We start from the raw sequence: 19,813 nt of genomic DNA on the forward strand, positions 1-19,813 counted from the left end.
GCACCACCGGAGCGTCACGGGGAGGCGGCGGGCCCCTCGCTCCCGCCCGGACGGGAACCTTCCCCGCCCGGAGCGCCGCGCCGCGGTCCGAGTTCCCGGCGCAGCGCCGACACGTCTATGGGCCCGGCCTGTTCCGGCAGGCCGAGGGGGCCGGGCTGTCCGGTCGGCGAGCCCGGCCGCTCGTCGGCGTCCGCGCCGAGGCGGCGGCGCAGCAGCCCGCGGTCGACTCCGGCCCGCTCCATGACCTGCACCGCGCGGCATTCGGGGTCGGCGACGAGCCCGGCCAGCAGGTCGGGACCGGCGGGCCCGCCCCCGCGGTGGCCGGCCCGCCGCCGGGCGAGGTCCAGCGCGCCCGCGGCGGCGGGCGACCAGCCGTCGGCCCGGGCCATCGGCACCGCACCGGAGTCCTCGACCGAGCCGTGCCACTTCAGCCCGTAACCGATGTTCCGCTGGACGAGGAGGCCGAGGAGCTTCACCAGTTGTTCGCCGCCCTGTTCGCAGGCGTCGACCGCCTCCCGGCTCGCCGGGTCGTGCTCCAGCAGGGCGTGGAGCAGGTGCGCGGTGTCGGCCTGGCCGTCGCCGTCCCGCTGGGCGCGGCGGCGGGCGCCCGCCAGGGCGTTGGCCAGCTCGGGCCGCGGGTCGCCGTCGGCCGGAGCGGATCCGGGGTCCGACGCGTGGGAAGGGCGGTACACATCCACCACCTCACCATTCGGGCGCTTCGTCCACATCCCCGGGTGGACGCATTCGCGCGTCCGACACAGGGTGGGCACAACGCACCCGCCCCTCCTCCCTGCGGAGGAGGGGCGGGCCGGAACGCGAGAGAGGCGTGCGGGTCGGTCCGCGCGCCTCCTGGCGCGGGCGGGCCGGGTCAGTCCTGGTCGGCGAGGATCAGGTAGAGCCGCTTGCGGGCATCGTTGACGACGGCGAGCGCCTTCTCCTGCTGCTCCTTGGTGCCGGTCTTCCAGACCTGCCCGAACGCCTCCATCAGCCCGGCTCCGGCCTGGCGGATCTCGTTGACGCTCTCCCAGTCGACACCGCGCCCGGCCTCCTCCCAGGGGGCGTCCGGCCCTTCGGCGGCAGCGGTCCGGCCCTCCTCGGTGAGCGCGAACAGCTTCTTGCCGCCGCCGCTCTCACTGGCGATGAGCCCCTCGTCCTCCAGCAGTTGCAGGGTCGGGTACACCGAGCCGGGGCTGGGCTTCCAGGCGCCGCCAGTGCGTTCGGCGATCTCCTGGATCATCTCGTAGCCGTGCATCGGCCGGTCGGCCAGCAGGGCCAGGATCGACGCCCGCACGTCACCGCGGCGCGCCCTCCCCCGGCCGCCACCGCGCCCGCCCCCGCCCCCGCCCCAGGGCCCCCCGGGGCCGAAGCCGGGCCCGAACGGCCCGAAGGCCATGCGGCGCCGGTCGTCGCCGTCGGGCCCGCGCCGGCCCCCGCCCCACCGCTCGAACCCTTCGGGACCGGGTCCCCCGTGATGGGAGCCGAACTGCCGCCCGTGCCCCAGTCCATGCTCATGCTCGTGTTCGTGTCCGTGGATACGCATCGCAACGCTCCTTCCATTCATAATCGGTCGCGATGCCTCAACGATATATCGGGACTGTTCTTACGGCAAGGCTCTCCGTCGTGGCGGCCTCGTGCCCTGGCTCCTGCGGTGCTCAGCGCACGCCGGACCTCACCCCGCACGCCGTGGAACGCCGGGATTCCGGTGCACGGCACGCGCCCATCCGGTGGGCCGATGACGTCGATCAGGAAGTTCCAGGTCACCTTCGACTGCGCGGAACCTGAGCGCCTGGCTCGCTTCTGGTGCGAGGTGTCGGGGTACGCCTCCTCGGCCCCCTGGGGCCGCACCGGCTGGAGGCGAACATCCAGCCGGACAACGTCCGCTCCCTCGGCCTGGTCCCGCGCCTCGGCTTCCGGAGCGAGGGCTTCTCGCCCGCCTCCCAGGCGATCGACGGAAGGGCGGAACCACGAACGCTCGACGCTTACCTGCGAGGAGGTAAGTCCGACCACCCCGCCGGACGGCGGCCCCGGGCAACGGTGAGCGCCCAGGCGGACCACGGGTCGCCCAAAAGCCAGTCCACCGCCCCACGATTGGCCTTTGCCGCCCCTCGCCGGAAGGCGGCACGCTCACCGCATGCGCCTGCGAATCATCGATGCCTTCACCGACCGCCCCTTCTCCGGCAACCCGGCCGGGGTGGCGCTCCTCGACGCCTTCCCCGACGACGCACGGCTCCAGCGGATCGCCGCCGAGGTGAACCTCTCCGAGACCGCGTTCGCCCACCCGCTGGAGCCCGGCGGCGAGGCCGACTGGGCCCTGCGCTGGTTCACCCCCAGCTGCGAGGTGGACCTGTGCGGCCACGCCACCCTCGCCACCGCCCACGCGCTCACCGCCGACGGGCGCGCTGCGCCGGACGGGGGCGCGCTGCGCTTCGCCACCCGCGGCGGCGTCCTCACCGCGGCGCCGAACTCCGACGGCGGGCACACGCTGGACTTCCCGACCGCGCCGCTGACCGAGGACGCCCTCCCGGCGGGGCTCGCCGAGGCCCTGGGCGCGGTGCCGCTGAGCGTCCACGACACCGGCCCGCACTGCGGCGACCTGCTCCTGGAGCTGCCCGACGAGAAGACCGTCCGCGAGCTGGCGCCCGACCACCGCGGCCTCGTCCGCCACAGCCGGCGCGGCGTCATCGCCACCGCCCTGGCCGACGACCCCGCCGCCGGCTACGACTTCGTCTCGCGCGGCTTCTTCCCGCAGGTCGGCATCGACGAGGACCCGGTCACGGGCAGCGCCCACACCGCCCTCGCCCCGTTCTGGTCGGCCCGGCTCGGCCGCGACCGGCTGACCGGGTTCCAGGGCGGAGCGCGTACCGGCATCATCCGTACCGAACTGCGCGGCGACCGCACGCTCCTGACGGGCGACGCGGTCACCGTGTTCGACGGCGAACTCCTGGTGTGAGCGGACCGGCCGCGCTGCCCACGGCCGGTCAGGCCGTGGGCAGCCAGCCCACCTTCCCCGCCAGCAGCGCGTACCCGACGAAGGCGCCGATGTCGAGGAGGGTGTGGGCGACCACCAGCGGGCCGACCCGGCGCCACCGCTGGTAGAGGAAGGCGAAGACCACTCCCATCACCAGGTTGCCGAGGAAACCGCCGACGCCCTGGTAGAGGTGGTACGAGCCGCGCAGCACCGAGCTGGCGAGCAGCGCCGACACCGGGCTCCAGCCGAGCTGTTCCAAGCGCCGCAGCAGGTAGCCGACCACGATCACCTCTTCGAGCACCGAGTTCTCGGCCGCCGAGAGGATCAGCACGGGGAACTTCCACCACTCCCCGGGAAGTGACTCGGGGACGACGGTGAGGTTCATCCCGACGGCGCGGGACGCCAGGTAGAAGAGGAGCCCCGCGCTTCCGATGCAGGCGGCGAGAGCCGTCCCCCGGGTCAGGTCGAAGCGTGGCCGGGTCCAGTCGAAGCCGATCGAACGGGGCCCGGCGCCCTCCCGCGTCAGCAGGTGGAGGACGAGCAGCACGGGCACCAGGGCGGTCGCGATGCCGAAGAGCTGCCAGGCCAGATCCAGCCACGGACGCCCCGGCGCCGCCGAGGAGTTGAGGTTGGCCGCCTGGTCCTTGAGCCCGCCCGGCCGGGTGACCGAGCCGACGAAACTGATCAGGGAGGAGACGGCGCTCGCCCCCAGCGAGAGCGCCAGCACGATCAGCGTCTCGTCCCGGAACACCCGTCGTGAGGAATCTTCCAGCCGTAGAGAACCAGCCACCAGCCCTGCCTCCGTCCGCACTCTGCCTCCAGTTGGGGAATCCCGCCCCATCCGCCCGCACACACCGCCAGGGTCTCGAAAACAGATCCGAAGATCGTGCGCGACAGGCCGAGGGGGACGGGCGCCATCGACGGCGAACCTGTCCCCCTCTCCTTGCTTCATCGCTCAAGGAGAGGGCACCACCGCAATGGGACGTCACAGCTTGCCCGATGAGTACGGGGCCGCTGCGCCCGACCCTCGCCCCCGGGCCCGGGGCCGCACCGTCGCCATCGCCACCGTCCTGGTCCTGGCGGTCGCCGCGGGCACCGCCGTGGCGGGCCGCACCGGTCTGCTGCCGCTCGGCGGCTCCCGCGCGGACGAGGCGGTCCGCGTCGACGTGGTGGCCTCACCGGACATCGCCCCGGCTCTCAGACAGGCGGCCGCCCGCATCCGCGAGGAGAAGGTGACCGCGGACGGCCACTGCATGGACGTCCGGGTGACCGGGCGGGACGCCTACCAGGTCGCCGACGCGCTACGGGCGGGCAATGGCGGCGACTACGAGGTGTGGGTCCCGGACTCCGCCCTCTGGCTGGAGAGAGCCGGCTCCGACAACGAGAGCACCCCCGTCACGCCCACCGGCAACCTCGCGGCCACGCCGGTGGGCGTCGCCATGCCGCCGAGTGCCGCCCGGTCGCTGGGGTGGCCGTCGAAGACGTACACCTGGGCCGAGTTGGCGGCGGCGGCCACCACGGGCGAGAAGCTGCGCCTGGGCACCGCCGACCCGGCGCGCAGCGCCCCCGGCCTGCTCGCCCTCACCATGGTCGGCACCTCGTCGGCCGCGGCGGGCGACGAGGACAACACGCAGGTGGCGGCCGCCGCGAAGATCCTCGCCGCCCGCATGTCGGACAGCGACGGCCAGGTCCTGGACACCCTCGCCCGCGACGGCTCCGGCACCGGCACCGGCACCGGCACCGGCACCGAGCAGGGCACCCCGCGCCGTAACCAGGCGCTGATCCTCACCGAGCAGGCGGCGCACCGGCACAACGCCGATGCCACCGACGAGGGCGGCGTGGACCTGTGCTACCCGAAGGACGGTGCGCCGCTGCTCGACTACCCCTTCACCCTCGTCGACGAGCGGGGCCAGAGCACCGACGAGAGCCGGGCCGCGGTCCGCTTCATGACCTTCTTCGCCGAGCCGGAGGGCCGCCGCGCGCTGGTCCGGCACGGCTTCCGCCCGGAGTCCGGTGTCCCGGACGAGGCCGTGGTCACCGCGGCGGGCGGCCGCACCCCGCAGCCGTACGACCAGGACGCGTTCGAGCCGCCGGCGCCTGAGGCGGTGCAGGAGACGCTCGGCATGTGGACCATCACGGTGCAGAGCGCCCGGCTGACCACGGTGGTGGACGCCTCCGGCTCCATGGCGCAGCCGGTGCCGGGCCGCGACCAGCCCCGGATGGACGTCACCAAGGCCTCGCTGATCCAGGGGCTCTCGCAGTTCACCCCGGACGACGAGATCGGCCTGTGGGAGTTCGCCACCCACCTCGACGGCGACAAGGACTACCGCAAGCTGGTCGACACCCGGCGGCTCGGCGACCGGGACGAGAAGGGCAAGGCCCACCGCGACCGGCTCACCGCGGCCTTCGGCGACCTCACGCCGGTCCCGGACGGTGCGACCGGGTTGTACGACACCGCCCTCGCCGCCTACAAGGAGGCGCAGGAGAGCTACGTCAGCGGGAAGTCAACGCCCTGGTGGTCCTCACCGACGGCGTCAACGAGGACCCGGGGTCGATCTCCCGCAGCTCCCTCGTCGCCGAGCTGGAGGGACTGCGCGACCCGGACCGGCCGGTCCCGGTGATCGCCATCGCCGTCGGCCCGGCCGCCGACAAGGAAGAGGTCGAGGAGATCGCCGCGGCCACCGGCGGCTCGGGCCACCAGGTGAACGACCCGGCGCAGATCCACGCCGTGATCCTGAAGGCGATCATGGAGTCGGGCAGCGCGCTCTGACCGCCGCCGGTGCCTCCCCGAAGGCGTTCGCTCCGCCCCCGCCCGGCCGGGCTCAGACCGGCCGGGCGGTCGCGTCGGTCACCCCGACCGGCCAGGTGTGCACCGGCTCTCCGGCATGCATGAGGTCGCTGTAGCGGCGGACCATGGCGGCGAGCGCGGGCCGCCGTTCCATCCCGCTCTCCCGGGCCCGGTGGTACGTGGCCGCCTGCCAGGCGGCGCCGTTGGTGCGGCGGCGGCAGCGGGCCTCGATGACGCCGAGGTAGCGGTCCCGGTCGGCCGGGTCGACGCCCCAGGCGTCCAGCCCGGCGGAGGCCAGCGGCAGCAGCTCCTCCAGGACGAGGGTGGCCGCGTCGGTCTCGGCACTCCCCGTGTACTTGCCGCGCCTGGGCCAGGTGAGCCGGGCGTCGATCCCGTACCGGCAGGCGGCGTCGAAGTTGGCCTCGGCCGCCTCGAAGGGGAGCTTCGTCCAGACCGGGGTGCGGCTCTCGGCGAGGGCGCGGACCAGGCCGTAGTAGAAGGCGGCGTTGGCGACCACGTCGACCACGGTGGGGCCGGCGGGCAGCACGCGGTTCTCCACGCGCAGGTGCGGCACGCCGTCGGCGACGCCGTAGACCGGGCGGTTCCAGCGGTAGACGGTGCCGTTGTGCAGGACCATCTCGGCGAGGCCGGGGGCCCGGCCCGCCTCCAGAGCCGCCTCGGGGTCCTCGTCGTCGCAGATCGGCAGCAGGCCGGGGAAGTAGCGCAGGTTCTCGCCGAACAGCTCGCGGGCGCTGGAGATCCACCGCTCGCCGAACCAGGTGCGCGGGCGAACACCCTGGGCCTGGAGTTCCACCGGACGGGTGTCGATCGACTGGAGGAAGAGGGGAGCGCGGGACTCCCGCCACAGCTCCTTGCCGAAGAGGAACGGCGAGTTGGCCCCGACGGCGATCTGCACGGCGGCCACCGCCTGCGCGGCGTTCCAGACGTCGGCGAACCGGTCGGGGGTGACCTGGAGGTGGAGCTGCACGGAGGTGCAGGCGGCCTCCGGCGCGATCGACGAGGCGGTGTAGCGCAGCCGCTCGACGCCTTCGATGTCGAGCGGGAACTCCTCGCCCCGGGCAGCGACGATCTCGTCGTTGAGAAGGCGGTAGCGGTCGACGTCGGTGAGATTGGCGGAGACGAGATCGTCGCGTGTGAGCGTCGGAAGAATTCCGATCATGACGATCCCGGCGTCCAGCTCCCCCGCTTTACGGTCGGCATACCCGAGGCCGATCCGCAACTCCTCGGCCAGCCGGTCGAGGACGCGGTCACCCAATCGGTGGGGGGCGATATTCACCTCGAGATTGAACATTCCCAGCTCGGTCTGGAAATCGCGGCTGGCGATCCGCTCCAGCACTTGCTGGTTCATCATTCGCGGGAGGCCGTCGGAGCCCGCGAGATTGAGTTCGATCTCCAGGCCCAGGAGGTTCTTCGGGCGGTCGAAGCGCTTCTCGTCCAGCATCCGCTCCAGCACGCGCTGGCACTGCTGAAGTTTGCGGCGGAACGCATGCCGATCCGCCAGGTCGAACGATCCCGCCTCGACCTTCTCACCCATCGATGTCCTCCCCTGGGTACTGGTCCCCGGCCTGCTGCCCAGGGCTGGTCCACGAAAGATGATGCCCAGGCAATGCGATCCATAACGCCCCGCGACAGGCCGCCGCGCGCTAGGCTCGATCCCGACCGAGGCACTGGGCACATTCACGCGGCAAGCCGCGGGCGAATGCCCCCCGGGGAGCCCCGGCACCTGTTCGGCCCTGCTCCTTCCCACGCCCGGCCCACAGGGGCGACCGCGGGTGGTGAAAACGCCGACGGGAACAGGCCGACCGCCTGCGGGATGAATATCCAGGTCACAGGCGTGCCGTCCCGAGAAAACCGGGATGAACCCCTCATTATGGCGACCGAATACCGCCTTGCCCGCAATTCCGAGCGCCGGTAGACGAAGCGCCGATGGAACACACGTCGTATAAACTCCGCGAACGAGGCAGTGAATTGGCGACCGCCAGGACCTGTCCGGCGGATCATCGCGGCCTCACGCCCCGGTCTACCGGAGGGGACCTCGGTCCCTGCCCCGCCCCTTCGCTCCGAGCTGACAGCGTCGTCCGCGCCTGCCCTGATGTCCCCTGCCTGCCCGACGAGAGGCGACCCACCATGCCGCTGCACTTCTTCCCGGCTCCCGCGCCCGCCGAGCGCAGCGTCCTCGCCGCCCTCGGATCCCCGACGGCCGTCCGCGAGGCCCGCACCTCCGCGCTCCGCGCGGCGACCGGTCCCACCAGCCCGGAACTCCCGCTGCCGGTCCATGTCATGGACCGCGCGTCCCTCGAGACGGATTCGCCGACCCGGCTGGCCGGCTGGCGGTTCCTCATCCGCAGCGGCGACCGGGCCGTGGCCGCCGCCGACACCCGCCTGACCCCGGACGGCTGGGCCTTCTCGCACTTCTTCGAAGGCCCGTACGTCACCGCCACCGAGGCGGCGCTGCGCCAGGCCGACGGCCTCGCGGCACCGCACCAGCCGCGGCTGCTGTCCGTACCGGGGCTGTACATGCTGACCCTGTGGCTGCACGGGGACCCGGCGGCCGACGCGAGCCGCGGCGGTCCGCTCGCCACCGACCTGCTCGTCCCCATCGCCCCGGCCCCGCCCGGCATCGCCGCCCACCGCCCCTACCCGGCGTCCGAGCTTCTGCCGGTGCTGACCCGGCGGCTCTCCCCGGGCCAGCTGCCGGGACCGCTCCTGCCGGCCTGACCCACCGGGGGTGCCGGGGCCTACGCCGACGCCCAGGGCGCGAGGACGCCGCACGCTGCCTCCTCGCGCCTGGGGCGCACCACCCCTCTTGTGGGCTAGCCCGATGTGACCAGTGGCAACCACCCGAAATGACAGGGCAGTTGACTTGAACCGCCCGCACGGGTGACGCGTCCTCCCCCAGTGAGGAGCGCTGCCGCGAAATGACTGCGGATTCAGCGCCACGAGGCAACACTGGGACCGACCGATCACACCGGGGGACGGTCATGAACACCGCGTCGAGCCGCAGGACAGCAACCACATCGCAGCGAAAGAACCCACCCATGTGCCAGCACCAGCCTCTCTGCCCCACCGCCGACTCCGCCGACCGGGAGGCCGCCCGCCTCGTGGCGCACCGCCCGGAACAGGGCTGGAGCCTGCTGTGCAACGGCGTCGTCGTCTTCGAGGACACCGGGGAGCTGCTGCCCGACGGGCAGATCATCGCCCCGCACCGGCCGCTGATCCCTGGCCGGGTGACCACGGCGGTGTGAGCGGAGGCGGCGGTCCGCACGGGCCGCGCGGGGAGGAACGGCAGGGCCGGCTCGGAGACGACTCCGAACCGGCCCTCACGCGTCCTCACCCCTCCGCCGCGGCGAAGGGCGCGCGGCTCAGCCCTCGTAGGCGTCCAGCGGCGGGCAGGAGCAGACCAGGTTGCGGTCGCCGTACGCCTGGTCGATCCGGCGGACCGGCGGCCAGTACTTGTCGGCCGCGTGCACTCCGGCCGGGAAGACGGCCTCCTCGCGGGTGTAGGCGTGGTCCCAGTCGCCGGTGAGGGTGCGGGCGGTGTGCGGGGCGTTGCGCAGCGGGTTGTCCTCGGCGGGCCAGGCTCCGGTGGCCACCTGCTCGATCTCGGCGCGGATGGCGATCATCGCCTCGCAGAAGCGGTCCAGCTCGGCGAGGTTCTCGCTCTCGGTCGGCTCGATCATCAGCGTCCCGGCGACCGGGAACGACATGGTCGGCGCGTGGAAGCCGTAGTCGACCAGCCGCTTGGCGACGTCGTCGACGCTGACGCCGGTCGCCTTGGTGAGTGGGCGCAGGTCGATGATGCACTCGTGGGCGACGAGCCCGCCGGGGCCGGTGTAGAGCACCGGGAAGTGCGGCTCCAGCCGCTTGGCGATGTAGTTGGCGCCGAGGACCGCGACCTGGGTGGCGCGCTTGAGTCCCTCCCCGCCCATCAGCCGGACGTACGACCAGGAGATCGGAAGTATGCCCGCGGAGCCCCACGGCGCCGCCGAGACCGGGCCGACGCCGGTGGCGGGGCCCGCGGCGGGCTGGAGCGGGTGGTTGGGGAGGTAGGGCGCCAGGTGCTCGCGGACGCCGACCGGGCCGACGCCGGGGCCGCCGCCGCCGTGCGGGATGCAGAAGGTCTTGTGCAGGTTGAGGTGGGAGACGTCGCCGCCGAACCGGCCGGGCTTGGCGAGGCCGACCAGCGCGTTGAGGTTGGCGCCGTCGACGTACACCTGGCCGCCCGCGTCGTGGACGGCGGCGCAGATGTCGGCGACGTGCTCCTCGAAGACGCCGTGCGTCGACGGGTAGGTGATCATGAGCACCGAGAGCTGGTCGCGGTACTGCTCGATCTTGGCCCGCAGGTCCTCGATCTCGATCTCGCCGTCGTCGGAGGTCTTGACGACGACGACCTTCATCCCGGCCATCACGGCGCTGGCGGCGTTGGTGCCGTGGGCCGAGGAGGGGATCAGGCAGACGGTGCGGTCCAGGTCGCCGTTGGCCCGGTGGTAGCCGCGGACGGCGAGGAGCCCGGCCAGCTCACCCTGCGAACCGGCGTTGGGCTGGAGGGAGACCCGGTCGTAGCCGGTGACCTCGGCGAGGCGCTCCTCCAGCTCGCGGATGAGCGTGAGGTAGCCCTGCGCCTGGTCGGCCGGGGCGAACGGGTGCAGCGCGCCGAACTCCGGCCAGGTGACCGGCTCCATCTCGGTGGTGGCGTTCAGCTTCATGGTGCACGAGCCGAGCGGGATCATGCCGCGGTCCAGCGCGTAGTCCCGGTCGGCCAGCCGCCGCAGGTAGCGGAGCATGGCCGTCTCGGAGCGGTACTGGTGGAAGACCGGGTGGGTCAGGTACGCGTCCTCGCGGAGCAGCGCCCCGGGCAGGGCGTCCGGGGCCGCCCCGTCCAGCTCCTCGACGTCGGCGCTGACCCCGAAGGACTCCCAGACGGCGGCGAGGCGGGCGCGGGTGGTGGTCTCGTCGCAGGCGACGGAGACGTGGTCGGCGTCGACCAGGCGGAGGTTGATGCCCCGCTCGCGGGCGGCGGAGGTGACCTCGGCGGCCCGGCCGGGCACCCGCGCGGTCACGGTGTCGAAGAAGGACTCCCCGGGGACCTCGACACCTCCCTGGCGCAGTCCGGCAGCGAGCAGCGCGGCGAACCGGTGGGTGCGCCCGGCGATGGCGCGCAGGCCCTCGGGCCCGTGGTAGACGGCGTACATGCCGGCCATCACGGCGAGCAGCACCTGCGCGGTGCAGATGTTGCTGGTGGCCTTCTCCCGGCGGATGTGCTGCTCGCGGGTCTGGAGGGCGAGGCGGTACGCGCGGTCGCCGTCGGCGTCGACGGAGACGCCGACCAGGCGGCCGGGCAGGCTGCGGGCGAACTTCTCGCGGACCGCCATGTATCCGGCGTGCGGGCCGCCGAAGCCCATCGGGACGCCGAAGCGCTGGGTGGTGCCGACGGCGATGTCCGCGCCGAGCTGCCCGGGCGGGGTGAGCAGGGAGAGGGCGAGCAGGTCGGCGGCGACGGTGACGACGGCGCCCAGCTCGTGCGCGGCGTCGATCACCGGCTTGAGGTCGCGGACGGCGCCGGAGGCGCCGGGGTACTGCAGGAGGACGCCGAAGACGCCGCGCTCGGCCACCTCGGCGGGGATGCCCTCGCTGAGGTCGGCGACGACCACCTCGACGCCGGTCGGCTCGGCACGCGTCTCGATCACGGCGACGGTCTGCGGGAAGGCGTCGGCGTCGATGAGGAAGACGCCCTCCTTGACCTTGCCGACGCGGCGCGAGAGCGCCATCGCCTCGGCGGCGGCGGTGCCCTCGTCGAGCAGCGAGGCGCCCGAGGTGGGCAGCCCGGTCAGGTCGGCGACGGTGGTCTGGAAGTTCAGCAGCGCCTCCAGCCGGCCCTGCGAGATCTCCGGCTGGTAGGGCGTGTACGCCGTGTACCAGGCGGGGTTCTCCATGACGTTCCGCAGGATGACCGGCGGGGTGAAGGTGCCGTAGTAACCGAGGCCGATCATGGAGTCCACGACCTGGTTGCGGTCGGCGAGGCTGCGCAGCTCCGCGAGGACCTCCGCCTCGGAGCGGCCGTCGGGCAGATCCAGCGCCTCGGCGCTCTTGATCACGTCCGGGACGGCGGCGGCGGTGAGCTCGTCCAGCGAGCCGTAGCCCACCTGGGCGAGCATCTTGGCGCGGTCACCGGCGTCGGGCCCGATGTGCCGCTGCTCGAACGGGACGCCCTGTTCAAGGCGGGAGAGCGGGGTGCGGTTGGCGGTCATTGCGGAGGCCTCCTGGTCGACGCGACCTGCGAGGGGCACCCGCGCGGGTGCCCGTACGGCCTCCCCCTCTGTCATCCGGACCTGAGAGCTTCACCGGTGCGGGCACCGGCTTTCACCGTCGGTGAGGCCGGGGTGCGCACGGACCGTCCGCCACCCGCCCTGCTTTCCAGAGTGACCTCGTCCGTGCGGTACGGGGGCCTGAGAGATTCCGGGGAGGATTTGCTCCTTCGGCGCCTCCGCGGTGATCGCCGGAGGACTCTCCCGCACGGGGTCGACAGCCATGGCCAGCCTACCAGCGGGGGCCGCGCCCGGGCCGTCGAGTGGCCGACGGGCGGGATGTGCCCTTTCGTAGGAGGGACGGATGTGCTGCCATGCCCTGGGAGGGTTCCGTGCAGAGCGATATCGATCCCCGCAGCCTCATCGGACGCAAGGCCTTCGACCGCCACGGCACCAAGGTGGGCACGGTCGACGAGGTCTACCTGGACGACGCGACCGGCGTCCCCGAGTGGGCGGCCGTCCGCACCGGCCTCTTCAGCCGCGACGCCTTCGTCCCGCTGGAACCGAGCGAGTTGGTCGACGGAGCCCTGCGCATCCCCTTCGAACGCGCCCTCATCCGCGACGCCCCCGACTTCGGCGTGGGCCGCCACCTCTCCCCCGAGCAGGAGCTCCAGCTCTACCACCACTACGGCCTCGACATCGCCGCCCCGGAACCACTCCCGGACCGCGACTTCGGCCGGATCGCCGGCACGGAGGAGAGCTGAACGACCGGGCTCACTCAGCCGCACACGACAGCGAGGCCGCCGCTTGACGCCACGCCACCCCGACCGCTCCCCCGACCCGGCCGCCGCTTGAGGCCACCCCACCCCAGCCACTCCCCAACCCGGCCGGCGCCTGAGGCCACCCCACCGTCGGCAGAACCGGCCCGCTCCCGCGCGCAGACGCCTGGCTTCGGCCGCCTCGGGGTGCCGAAGGGGCGGGCTCATCCCTCGTCGGCCCCGCCAGGCCCCTCCACCAGCGGCAGCGGCGGCGCGAGGCTCAGCTCCGGGTCGTCGGTGCGGAAGGTGCGGACCCGGCCGGGGGGCGAGGTGGGGGTCTCGAAGCGGACCGTCACCCGCCCGACGCCGCTGCCCTGGACCCAGCCGTGGCCGTGGACGACGTGGACGACGTCGTGGCCGGCGGGCCAGCGCCGCTCCTCGGGCGCGGGCGGAGCCACGGGGTCCACGGTGTCGGCCGCGGGCCCCTCCGCGTCGGCCGCGTCCTTCCCGGCGATCCCGGCGGCTGCCTCGGCGGCGGCCCGCTCCCCCGCCGCCTGGGCGAACAGGTCCTCCTGCGTGTAATCGGCGAGGCCGCTCACGCCGACGCCGAGGAGCCGGACCCCACCGGTGGTGTCGACGCCCTCCAGGAGCCGCGCGGCCGCCTCCCGGACGACGGCGGGGTCGTCGGTGGGGCCGCGCAGGGTCTCCGAGCGGGTCAGCGTCGAGAAGTCGTACCGGCGGACCTTGAGGACCACCGTGCGCCCTGAGCGGCCCGCCTCGCGCAGCCGCCGGGTGCACCGCTCCGCGAGGCGCGCGACCTCGCCCCGCACCCGGACCCGGTCGTGGATGTCCAGGTCGTAGGTGTCCTCGACGGAGACGGACTTGCCCTCCCGCTCCGAGACGACCGGCCGCTCGTCCTGGGCGAGGGCCATGGCGTACAGCCCGGTGCCGTGCGCCTTGCCGACCAGCCGGACCAGTTCGTCCTGGCCCGCCTCGGCGATCTCGGCGACGGTGGTGATGCCCGCGCGGCGCAGGTGGTCGCCGGTGGCCGGGCCGACGCCCGGCAGGACCCGCACCGGCAGCGGTGCCAGCAGCTCCCGCTCGGTGCCCGGGTCGATGAGGACCAGGCCGTCGGGCTTGGCCCGCTCCGAGCCGATCTTGGCGAGCATCTTCGACACCGCGAGCCCGACCGAACCGCTCAGCCCGGTGACCTTCCTGATGTCCGCCCGCAGCCGCTCCCCCACTTCCCGCGCCGAGGCCGTGTCGAAGGCGGTCCCGCCCGCCTCCAGGTCGACGAAGGCCTCGTCGAGGCTGAGCGGCTCCACCAGCGGGGAGAGTTCCCGCAGCAGCGCCATGACCTGGTTGCTGACGTCGCGGTAGAGCGTGAAGCGGGGGGTGAGGTAGGCCGCGTGCGGGGCGAGGCGGCGCGCCTGGGCGGTGGGCATCGCCGAGTGCACCCCGAACCGCCGTGCCTCGTACGAGGCGGTGGCCACCACGCCGCGCGGTCCGAGCCCGCCGACCACCACCGCCTTGCCGCGCAGGCTCGGCTTTGCGGCCTGCTCCGCCGAGGCGTAGAAGGCATCCATGTCGAGATGGAGGATCGTGGGCGCGGATCTCACGTCTTTGATGCTGCCCTACGCCACCGACAGTGGGGAGTGGGCGATCCGCGGGCGCCGGTCAGACCGCCCGGTTGCGCCGCCTGGCCAGCTCGTCGGCGGGGTGGTGGCGGACCACCGTCTCCCCCGTGTCCACGCGTTCGCCGTGGAGCTGGGAGAGGGCGCTCTCCACGTCCCGCCAGACCACGCCGACGGCGATGCCGAAGATGCCCTGGCCGCCCTGGAGGAGGTCGACCACCTCGTCGGGCGAGGTGCACTCGTAGACCGTGGCGCCGTCGCTCATCAGCGTCATGCGCTCCAGGTCCCGGAAACCACCGTCCCGCAGGTGCTGGACGGTGGTGCGGATGTTCTGGAGGGAGACCCCGGTGTCGAGGAACCGCTTGACGATCTTGAGGACGACGACGTCTCGGAAGCTGTAGAGCCGCTGCGCGCCGGCCCCGTGCGGCGGGCGGACGCTCGGCTCGACCAGCCCGGTACGGGCCCAGTAGTCCAGTTGGCGGTAGGTGATCCCGGCCGCGGCGCAGGCGGTCGGCCCCCGGTACCCGATGTCGTCCTTGGCCCTCTCCACGCCGTCGGCGACGGCCTCGACCGGCCGCCCCTGCCGTGCCGCCGACCTGCCGTGAAGCGGGTACGGACCGCGCTCGCGGGGACCGAGCCCCGGAGCACCCCCCGTCGTACCGTCGCCGCTGATGCTCACGCCGACCCTCCGTCCTTGACCTGCTTGTCGACGGTAGGCAGTCACCCGGGGTGCGTCAACGATCGCCACACTCGCCACGCCGGGTGATATTCCCCCCAAGAGTGGTTTACCGTGTCCCGCTTCCGGGAAGACGTGGCCGAATGGCTGGCGGGGCCGACCGCCGCTCCGTCCCGCTGACGGGACCGGCCCCCGCTACTGACTGTTGTTGGTGCCGAAGTCCTCCGGCGAGATCTGGTCGAGGAACTCGCGGAACTTCTCCACCTCGTCCTCCTGCTCGTCGGGGATGGCGATACCCGCGTCGTCGAGCACCCCGTCACTGCCGAAGATCGGCGTGCCGGTGCGCAGGGCGAGCGCTATGGCGTCGGACGGGCGGGCGCTCACCTCGACCCCGCTGGCGAAGACCAGCTCCGCGTAGAAGACGCCTTCCCGTAGGTCGGTGATGCGCACTTCGGTCAGCTCCTGCCCCACGGCCTCCAGGACGTCCTTGAAGAGGTCATGCGTCAGCGGCCTGGCAGGGGCCATCCCCTGCTGGGCAAACGCGATGGCGGTCGCCTCACCCGGTCCGATCCAGATGGGGAGGTAGCGGTCGCCTCCCACTTCGCGCAGGAGCACGATCGGCTGGTTGGAGGGCATTTCGACCCGGACACCTACGACGTCGAGCTCGTTCACACAGCAACCCTAGGACGTGCCCGGCGGGTTTGGGTAGTCGGGCTCCCCCTGGATCGGTCCGGATCAGGGCAGACGGACCCCGAGAGCGGCCTGGAAGAGCACCGAATGGAGGCTCGTGGTGAGCCCGGCCAGCTCTTTGGTCCGCTCCTGGGCATGGGCCCTGGTCTGCGGATTCCGGTGCAGGCGCAGGGGTGCGACGATCTGCTCGACCAGGGAGGCCTCCCGGTCGGCGGCGGCCTTCATGGCCCGCAGGTGGCGCGGCTCGATTCCCGAGCGGCCCAGTTCGGCCACCAGAGCGGCGATCCGGACGGCCTGGGCGTCGTAGTCCCCCTCGGGCAGCGGGCTGATGAGCCCGTAAGCCTCCCAGTCGGCCAGCTCCTCCTCGCCGACCTCGGCCGCGGTGAGGAGCTCGGCCCGGCCGATCCGGCGGACGGTCGGGGCACCCGGCTCGGGGTCCCCGGCCTCGCGCTGCCGGCCGACGGCGGGGAGCGGCTGCTCCTCGCCGCGCTCGACGGCGTCGAGGTGCTCCTTGATGACCTTGAGCGGAAGGTAGTGGTCGCGCTGCATGCGGAGCACCTGCGCGAGGCGCTCGATGTCCTGGGGGCTGAACTTGCGGTACCCCGAGGGGGTGCGCTGCGGCTCGATGAGCCCCTCGGACTCCAGGAAGCGGATCTTGGAGATGGTCACTTCGGGGAACTCGTCACGGAGCGTGCTGAGCACCGTGCCGATACTCACCGGCCGACTGTCCGCGGCGGCGGTGCCGTTTCCGGCACCGCCCCTCGCTGATTGACGCATAGACCTTCCTGACGGTCAGATGCCCCGCTGGCTGGCGTAGAAGACCAGCCGGTACTTGCCGATCTGCACCTCGTCGCCGTTGGCGAGCGCGACGGCGTCGATGCGCTCGCGGTTGACGTAGGTGCCGTTGAGGCTGCCCACGTCGGCGACGGTGAAGGCCCCGTCCTCCTGGCGGCGGAACTCGACGTGGCGGCGGGAGACCGTCACGTCGTCCAGGAAGATGTCACCCTGCGGGTGGCGCCCCGCCGTCGTCAGTTCCCCGTCGAGGAGGAACCGGCTGCCGGCGTTGGGCCCGCGGCGCACCACCAGCAGCGCCGACCCGGCCGGAAGGGCGTCCACGGCGGCCTGGGCCTCCGGGGAGAGCGTCGGCGCCGGGTTCTGCCCGGTCACCTCCGCCTCGTACGCCTCCAAGCCGGAGATCGAGATCGTCGAGGTGGTCTCGGACGGGCGCTCCTGGGCCGCCGCCGCGGTCAGCGGCGCTCCGCAGTTGGAACAGAAGCGGCTGGCCTCGGCGTTGCGGTGCCCGCACCTGCTGCACACCATGGACGGGCCCTCCTGCCGCGGCTGCCCTGCGGGGGCTTCGGATCCGTACGGGCCGGGACCAAAGTCTCCACCCGTACTTGAGGTTGATGGTTCACCGAAACCTATGCCGCCGGCACCGGAGCGGTCAACGGACGACGCGCCCGAATTGTCACCGCCCGCGACCTCGTCACGGAACAGGGGACGCTCGCCCTGCTCCTCTTCTCCCTGGCGCGGGGCGCGGTGCCGGGCGGCCTTGCCGCCGTCTTCGCGCCCACTCTTGCCGAACAACTTCGCAAACAACTTCACGGGCGATTCCCCTTGACCGAAACAGACCCGCCCGTGGGGCAGGACGAACCCTGATTGCACACGACGGCCGATCCGGACGCCTTCACCGCGTCCGTCTCCACCGCACAGTTTCCACCACGCGCCGCCTCCACTATGCGCCGACCCCCCGCAACCTCATGCCCGGCTCGGACACTCCGTATACGCCCGTGCCTCACTCGTTCGACGACCGAGCGTAGTCAGGCTGCTCCGCCGGTCGCAAGGCGTCCACCACGATCTTCTCCTCACGTGTCACCACCACCGTGGCCTGCTCCTTCTCCAGCGTCTGGACCACCCCACCAGGGATGTTGAGGGCCGGTTCGAGGTCCTGCGGATTGCCGATGACCTTGAAACGGTAGGGACGGGTGATCTTGTTCCCGTCGACGTTGACGCCGCCGGAACCGTCACTCAGATACGTCCCCGCGACCACCCGCACGTCGTTCACCTGGATCGCCTCCGCGCCGGCCGCCCGCAGCTCCTGGACGGCGTCCAGGAGCATGTCGGCTCGGACGGTGCCGCCCGGGTCCTGGACGGTGAGGGTGATGCCCGGACCCGTCGCCGCGACGTTCCCCGCGAGGATGCCCAACTGACGCTCCTTCTCGACGGTCTGCCGACGCGCCTCCTCGGCCTGGTCCGAGCTGTTCTCCAACTCGGTCCGCTGGTCCTCGAGACGCTGCTTCTCGTCTTCCAGACGCTCGGTGCGGTCGTCGAGTTCATCGAGGATGCGTACGAGATCGTCCTGGCGGGCGCCGCGCAGCGCTCCGGTGTCGTTGGTGGAACGCACCTGGATGGCCAGACCGAGGCCGAGGACGAAGAGCAGCACGGCGACGGTGAGCTGGGCACGCGTCACACGCGGCGGCCAGAGTCCCTTCACCAGACGCTGACGCCCGGTCAGCTCGGCCGGGGCCTGCCCGCTCTCAGGGGCGGGTTCGGGAGCGGGCTCGGGCTCGGGGGCCGCGTCGGGCAGCGGCTGGCGCCGGGGCGGGCCGCCCTGGTGCGGGTCGTCGCCGGTGCCGGGGTCCTGGGTACCGGACTCGTCGTCGCGCATCGGCCTCACGCCCTGAAGACGTGGCGGCGGATGGCCGCGGCGTTGGAGAAGATGCGGATGCCGAGGACCACGACGACGCCGGTGGAGAGCTGGGCCCCCACGCCGAGCTGGTCGCCGAGGAAGACGATGAGGGCGGCGACGACGACGTTCGACAGGAACGACACGACGAACACCTTGTCGTCGAAGATGCCGTCGAGCATGGCGCGCAGCCCGCCGAAGACGGCGTCGAGCGCCGCCACCACGGCGATCGGCAGATAAGGCTCGACGACGGCGGGTACCTCGGGCCGGACCAGCAGTCCGGCCACGACTCCCACGAGGAGCCCCAGTACGGCGATCAAGATGTGCCCTTTCCCGCGGTCGGCTCCGCGATTCGTACGCTCACGCTCGGTGCGGCGGCCAGGCGGACCTCGTCCTCCGCGGTGATCTTCGTGCGGATGCCGAAGTTCTCGCGCAGTGCGCCGAGGTACTGCCCGTCCGAGCTGCCCTGGAAGCGGTCGGCGAGGCGCTGCCCGTCGCCCACCGCGAGCACCGTGTACGGCGGGCCCAGCGGCTTGTTGTCGACCAGTATGGCGTCCCCCGCGGCTCTGATCGCCGAGAGGGCGGTGAGGCGCTGCCCGTTGATCGACACCGCCTCGGCCCCGGACTGCCAGAGTCCGTTGACGATGCGCTGCATGTCGCGGTCGCGCAGCCGCCCGGTGTCGGAGAAGCCGGCGCTCTCCCTCGGTCCCCCGCCCCCGGTGTCGGAGCCCTTGGCGTCGTCCACCACCAGCTTGACGCCGGGGCCCTGGACGGCGGTGGCTCCGGAGAGCAGGCCGGCGAGGGCGCCTTGGTCCCCGCCGTGTTTCCGGAGCGCCTCGCGCTGGCGCTCGCCCACCTCGGCCCGGAGCGACTCGACGTCCTTCTCCAGGCCGTCGGCGGTGGCCGAGCCGCTCTCGATGCGGTCGATGAGCTCCTCGCGCTCCTTGGCGACCACGGGCGCGTCCTCGCGGGCCTGCGCCGCTCCCACGGTGACGACGAGCGCGGCGAGTACCAGCCCGGCCGCCAACCCCAGCTTGGCCTTGAGGGTGCGCGGGACGCCCGCGGTGCCGTCGGCGGCCCGGCGGGCGGCCGCCTCGGCGTACCCGTCGTCCAGGCTGTGGTCCATCACGTTGGTGAGCAGCGACATGGAGGCGTCGGGGCGCGGGCGGCGCGGGACGGTACTCCGTTCGGGGGGCTGCTGCGACATGCCGCACATCGTCGCACGGCCGGGGCTCCACCTCCGAATGCGTTCTCCCGGGGGTGGAGCACGCGGGCGGGGGGGGGGGGGGGTGCCGGCGGCGCCCCGGGGGGGGGGGGGGGGGGGGGTTGGGCCCCCCGCGGTGGACC

Annotated in this window: 17 protein-coding genes, 2 pseudogenes and 1 riboswitch; of the genes and pseudogenes, 6 read left to right on the plus strand and 13 right to left on the minus strand. The window is 72.9% G+C overall.

Going from position 1 to position 19,813, the window contains the following annotated elements:
- Nucleotides 1-14: 14 nt before the first annotated feature.
- Both ACFWMZ_RS02545 and ACFWMZ_RS02550 read right to left on the minus strand, forming a co-directional pair.
- Entirely contained in the window at nt 15-692 is a 678-nt protein-coding gene (locus ACFWMZ_RS02545; RefSeq protein WP_383170593.1) for a Clp protease N-terminal domain-containing protein, read from the minus strand.
- 176 nt (nt 693-868) lie between these two features.
- Nucleotides 869-1,540: a PadR family transcriptional regulator gene (locus ACFWMZ_RS02550; protein ID WP_383199228.1), complete on the minus strand. Its 672-nt coding sequence runs from the start codon at nt 1,538-1,540 to the stop codon at nt 869-871.
- 192 nt (nt 1,541-1,732) lie between these two features.
- On the opposite strand from ACFWMZ_RS02550, the pseudogene ACFWMZ_RS02555 reads away from it, so the two are divergent.
- A pseudogene (locus ACFWMZ_RS02555) lies at nt 1,733-1,819 on the plus strand (VOC family protein); the annotation flags it as partial.
- Between the two features lie 312 nt (nt 1,820-2,131).
- On the plus strand, nt 2,132-2,950 hold the full coding sequence (locus ACFWMZ_RS02560; RefSeq protein WP_383199230.1) for a PhzF family phenazine biosynthesis protein: 819 nt from the start codon (nt 2,132-2,134) through the stop codon (nt 2,948-2,950).
- Between the two features lie 28 nt (nt 2,951-2,978).
- Here the strand turns inward: ACFWMZ_RS02560 and ACFWMZ_RS02565 are convergent, their stop codons facing one another.
- Nucleotides 2,979-3,779, minus strand: coding sequence for a CPBP family intramembrane glutamic endopeptidase (locus tag ACFWMZ_RS02565; protein ID WP_383170585.1), 801 nt, complete (start codon nt 3,777-3,779; stop codon nt 2,979-2,981).
- Between the two features lie 166 nt (nt 3,780-3,945).
- Here ACFWMZ_RS02565 and ACFWMZ_RS02570 point away from each other — a divergent pair.
- Nucleotides 3,946-5,738 (plus strand): annotated as a pseudogene (locus ACFWMZ_RS02570) (substrate-binding and VWA domain-containing protein).
- A gap of 52 nt (nt 5,739-5,790) precedes the next feature.
- Here ACFWMZ_RS02570 and ACFWMZ_RS02575 read toward each other — a convergent pair.
- Nucleotides 5,791-7,311, minus strand: coding sequence for a glutamate-cysteine ligase family protein (locus ACFWMZ_RS02575; protein ID WP_383170582.1), 1,521 nt, complete (start codon nt 7,309-7,311; stop codon nt 5,791-5,793).
- Nucleotides 7,312-7,904: 593 nt separating this feature from the next.
- On the opposite strand from ACFWMZ_RS02575, the gene ACFWMZ_RS02580 reads away from it, so the two are divergent.
- On the plus strand, nt 7,905-8,495 hold the full coding sequence (locus ACFWMZ_RS02580; RefSeq protein WP_383170579.1) for a hypothetical protein: 591 nt from the start codon (nt 7,905-7,907) through the stop codon (nt 8,493-8,495).
- Nucleotides 8,496-8,815: 320 nt separating this feature from the next.
- Complete coding sequence (locus ACFWMZ_RS02585; RefSeq protein WP_383170576.1) at nt 8,816-9,022, plus strand: DUF5999 family protein; 207 nt, start codon at nt 8,816-8,818, stop codon at nt 9,020-9,022.
- A 117-nt stretch (nt 9,023-9,139) separates the two neighbouring features.
- Here the strand turns inward: ACFWMZ_RS02585 and gcvP are convergent, their stop codons facing one another.
- Nucleotides 9,140-12,025, minus strand: a complete 2,886-nt coding sequence (gene gcvP / locus ACFWMZ_RS02590; protein WP_383170573.1) for an aminomethyl-transferring glycine dehydrogenase — start codon at nt 12,023-12,025, stop codon at nt 9,140-9,142.
- Between the two features lie 176 nt (nt 12,026-12,201).
- Nucleotides 12,202-12,299: riboswitch (glycine riboswitch) on the minus strand.
- A gap of 115 nt (nt 12,300-12,414) precedes the next feature.
- On the opposite strand from gcvP, the gene ACFWMZ_RS02595 reads away from it, so the two are divergent.
- Complete coding sequence (locus tag ACFWMZ_RS02595) at nt 12,415-12,786, plus strand: PRC-barrel domain-containing protein (protein ID WP_383171104.1); 372 nt, start codon at nt 12,415-12,417, stop codon at nt 12,784-12,786.
- Nucleotides 12,787-13,004: 218 nt separating this feature from the next.
- On the opposite strand, the gene ACFWMZ_RS02600 is transcribed toward ACFWMZ_RS02595, so the two are convergent.
- The 8 genes from ACFWMZ_RS02600 to ACFWMZ_RS02635 form a co-directional block, all read right to left on the minus strand.
- Nucleotides 13,005-14,399, minus strand: coding sequence for a DNA polymerase IV (locus ACFWMZ_RS02600; protein ID WP_383170570.1), 1,395 nt, complete (start codon nt 14,397-14,399; stop codon nt 13,005-13,007).
- Nucleotides 14,400-14,457: 58 nt separating this feature from the next.
- A complete protein-coding gene (locus ACFWMZ_RS02605; protein ID WP_383170567.1) occupies nt 14,458-15,093 on the minus strand; it encodes a MerR family transcriptional regulator in 636 nt (211 codons plus the stop codon).
- A gap of 192 nt (nt 15,094-15,285) precedes the next feature.
- Nucleotides 15,286-15,762, minus strand: a complete 477-nt coding sequence (locus ACFWMZ_RS02610) for a bifunctional nuclease family protein (protein WP_383170564.1) — start codon at nt 15,760-15,762, stop codon at nt 15,286-15,288.
- Nucleotides 15,763-15,825: 63 nt separating this feature from the next.
- Entirely contained in the window at nt 15,826-16,557 is a 732-nt protein-coding gene (locus tag ACFWMZ_RS02615; protein ID WP_383199232.1) for a MerR family transcriptional regulator, read from the minus strand.
- A gap of 15 nt (nt 16,558-16,572) precedes the next feature.
- On the minus strand, nt 16,573-17,493 hold the full coding sequence (locus ACFWMZ_RS02620; protein ID WP_383171101.1) for an FHA domain-containing protein: 921 nt from the start codon (nt 17,491-17,493) through the stop codon (nt 16,573-16,575).
- A gap of 82 nt (nt 17,494-17,575) precedes the next feature.
- Entirely contained in the window at nt 17,576-18,448 is an 873-nt protein-coding gene (locus ACFWMZ_RS02625) for a DUF881 domain-containing protein (protein ID WP_383199234.1), read from the minus strand.
- Nucleotides 18,449-18,453: 5 nt separating this feature from the next.
- The gene (locus ACFWMZ_RS02630; RefSeq protein WP_003946928.1) at nt 18,454-18,786 is read right to left on the minus strand and encodes a small basic family protein; all 333 of its coding nucleotides are present in this window, start codon (nt 18,784-18,786) and stop codon (nt 18,454-18,456) included.
- Nucleotides 18,783-19,682 (minus strand): DUF881 domain-containing protein, encoded by a 900-nt coding sequence (locus tag ACFWMZ_RS02635; RefSeq protein WP_383199236.1) that lies wholly within the window; start codon nt 19,680-19,682, stop codon nt 18,783-18,785. The genes ACFWMZ_RS02630 and ACFWMZ_RS02635 overlap by 4 nt, the downstream gene beginning before the upstream one ends.
- Nucleotides 19,683-19,813 lie beyond the last annotated feature (131 nt).

The sequence above is a fragment of the Streptomyces sp. NPDC058373 genome (assembly GCF_042723275.1).
GTDB lineage: Bacteria > Actinomycetota > Actinomycetes > Streptomycetales > Streptomycetaceae > Streptomyces.

Bases quoted from the DNA above. Each gene is read 5' to 3' on its own strand.
- ACFWMZ_RS02550 (WP_383199228.1), bottom strand. From the start codon at position 1,540: ATGCGTATCCACGGACACGAACACGAGCATGAGCATGGACTGGGGCAC.
- ACFWMZ_RS02615 (WP_383199232.1), bottom strand. From the start codon at position 16,557: ATGCGTCAATCAGCGAGGGGCGGTGCCGGAAACGGCACCGCCGCCGCG.
- ACFWMZ_RS02575 (WP_383170582.1), bottom strand. From the start codon at position 7,311: ATGGGTGAGAAGGTCGAGGCGGGATCGTTCGACCTGGCGGATCGGCAT.
- ACFWMZ_RS02560 (WP_383199230.1), top strand. From the start codon at position 2,132: ATGCGCCTGCGAATCATCGATGCCTTCACCGACCGCCCCTTCTCCGGC.
- ACFWMZ_RS02580 (WP_383170579.1), top strand. From the start codon at position 7,905: ATGCCGCTGCACTTCTTCCCGGCTCCCGCGCCCGCCGAGCGCAGCGTC.
- ACFWMZ_RS02625 (WP_383199234.1), bottom strand. From the start codon at position 18,448: ATGCGCGACGACGAGTCCGGTACCCAGGACCCCGGCACCGGCGACGAC.
- gcvP (WP_383170573.1), bottom strand. From the start codon at position 12,025: ATGACCGCCAACCGCACCCCGCTCTCCCGCCTTGAACAGGGCGTCCCG.
- ACFWMZ_RS02585 (WP_383170576.1), top strand. From the start codon at position 8,816: ATGTGCCAGCACCAGCCTCTCTGCCCCACCGCCGACTCCGCCGACCGG.
- ACFWMZ_RS02635 (WP_383199236.1), bottom strand. From the start codon at position 19,682: ATGTGCGGCATGTCGCAGCAGCCCCCCGAACGGAGTACCGTCCCGCGC.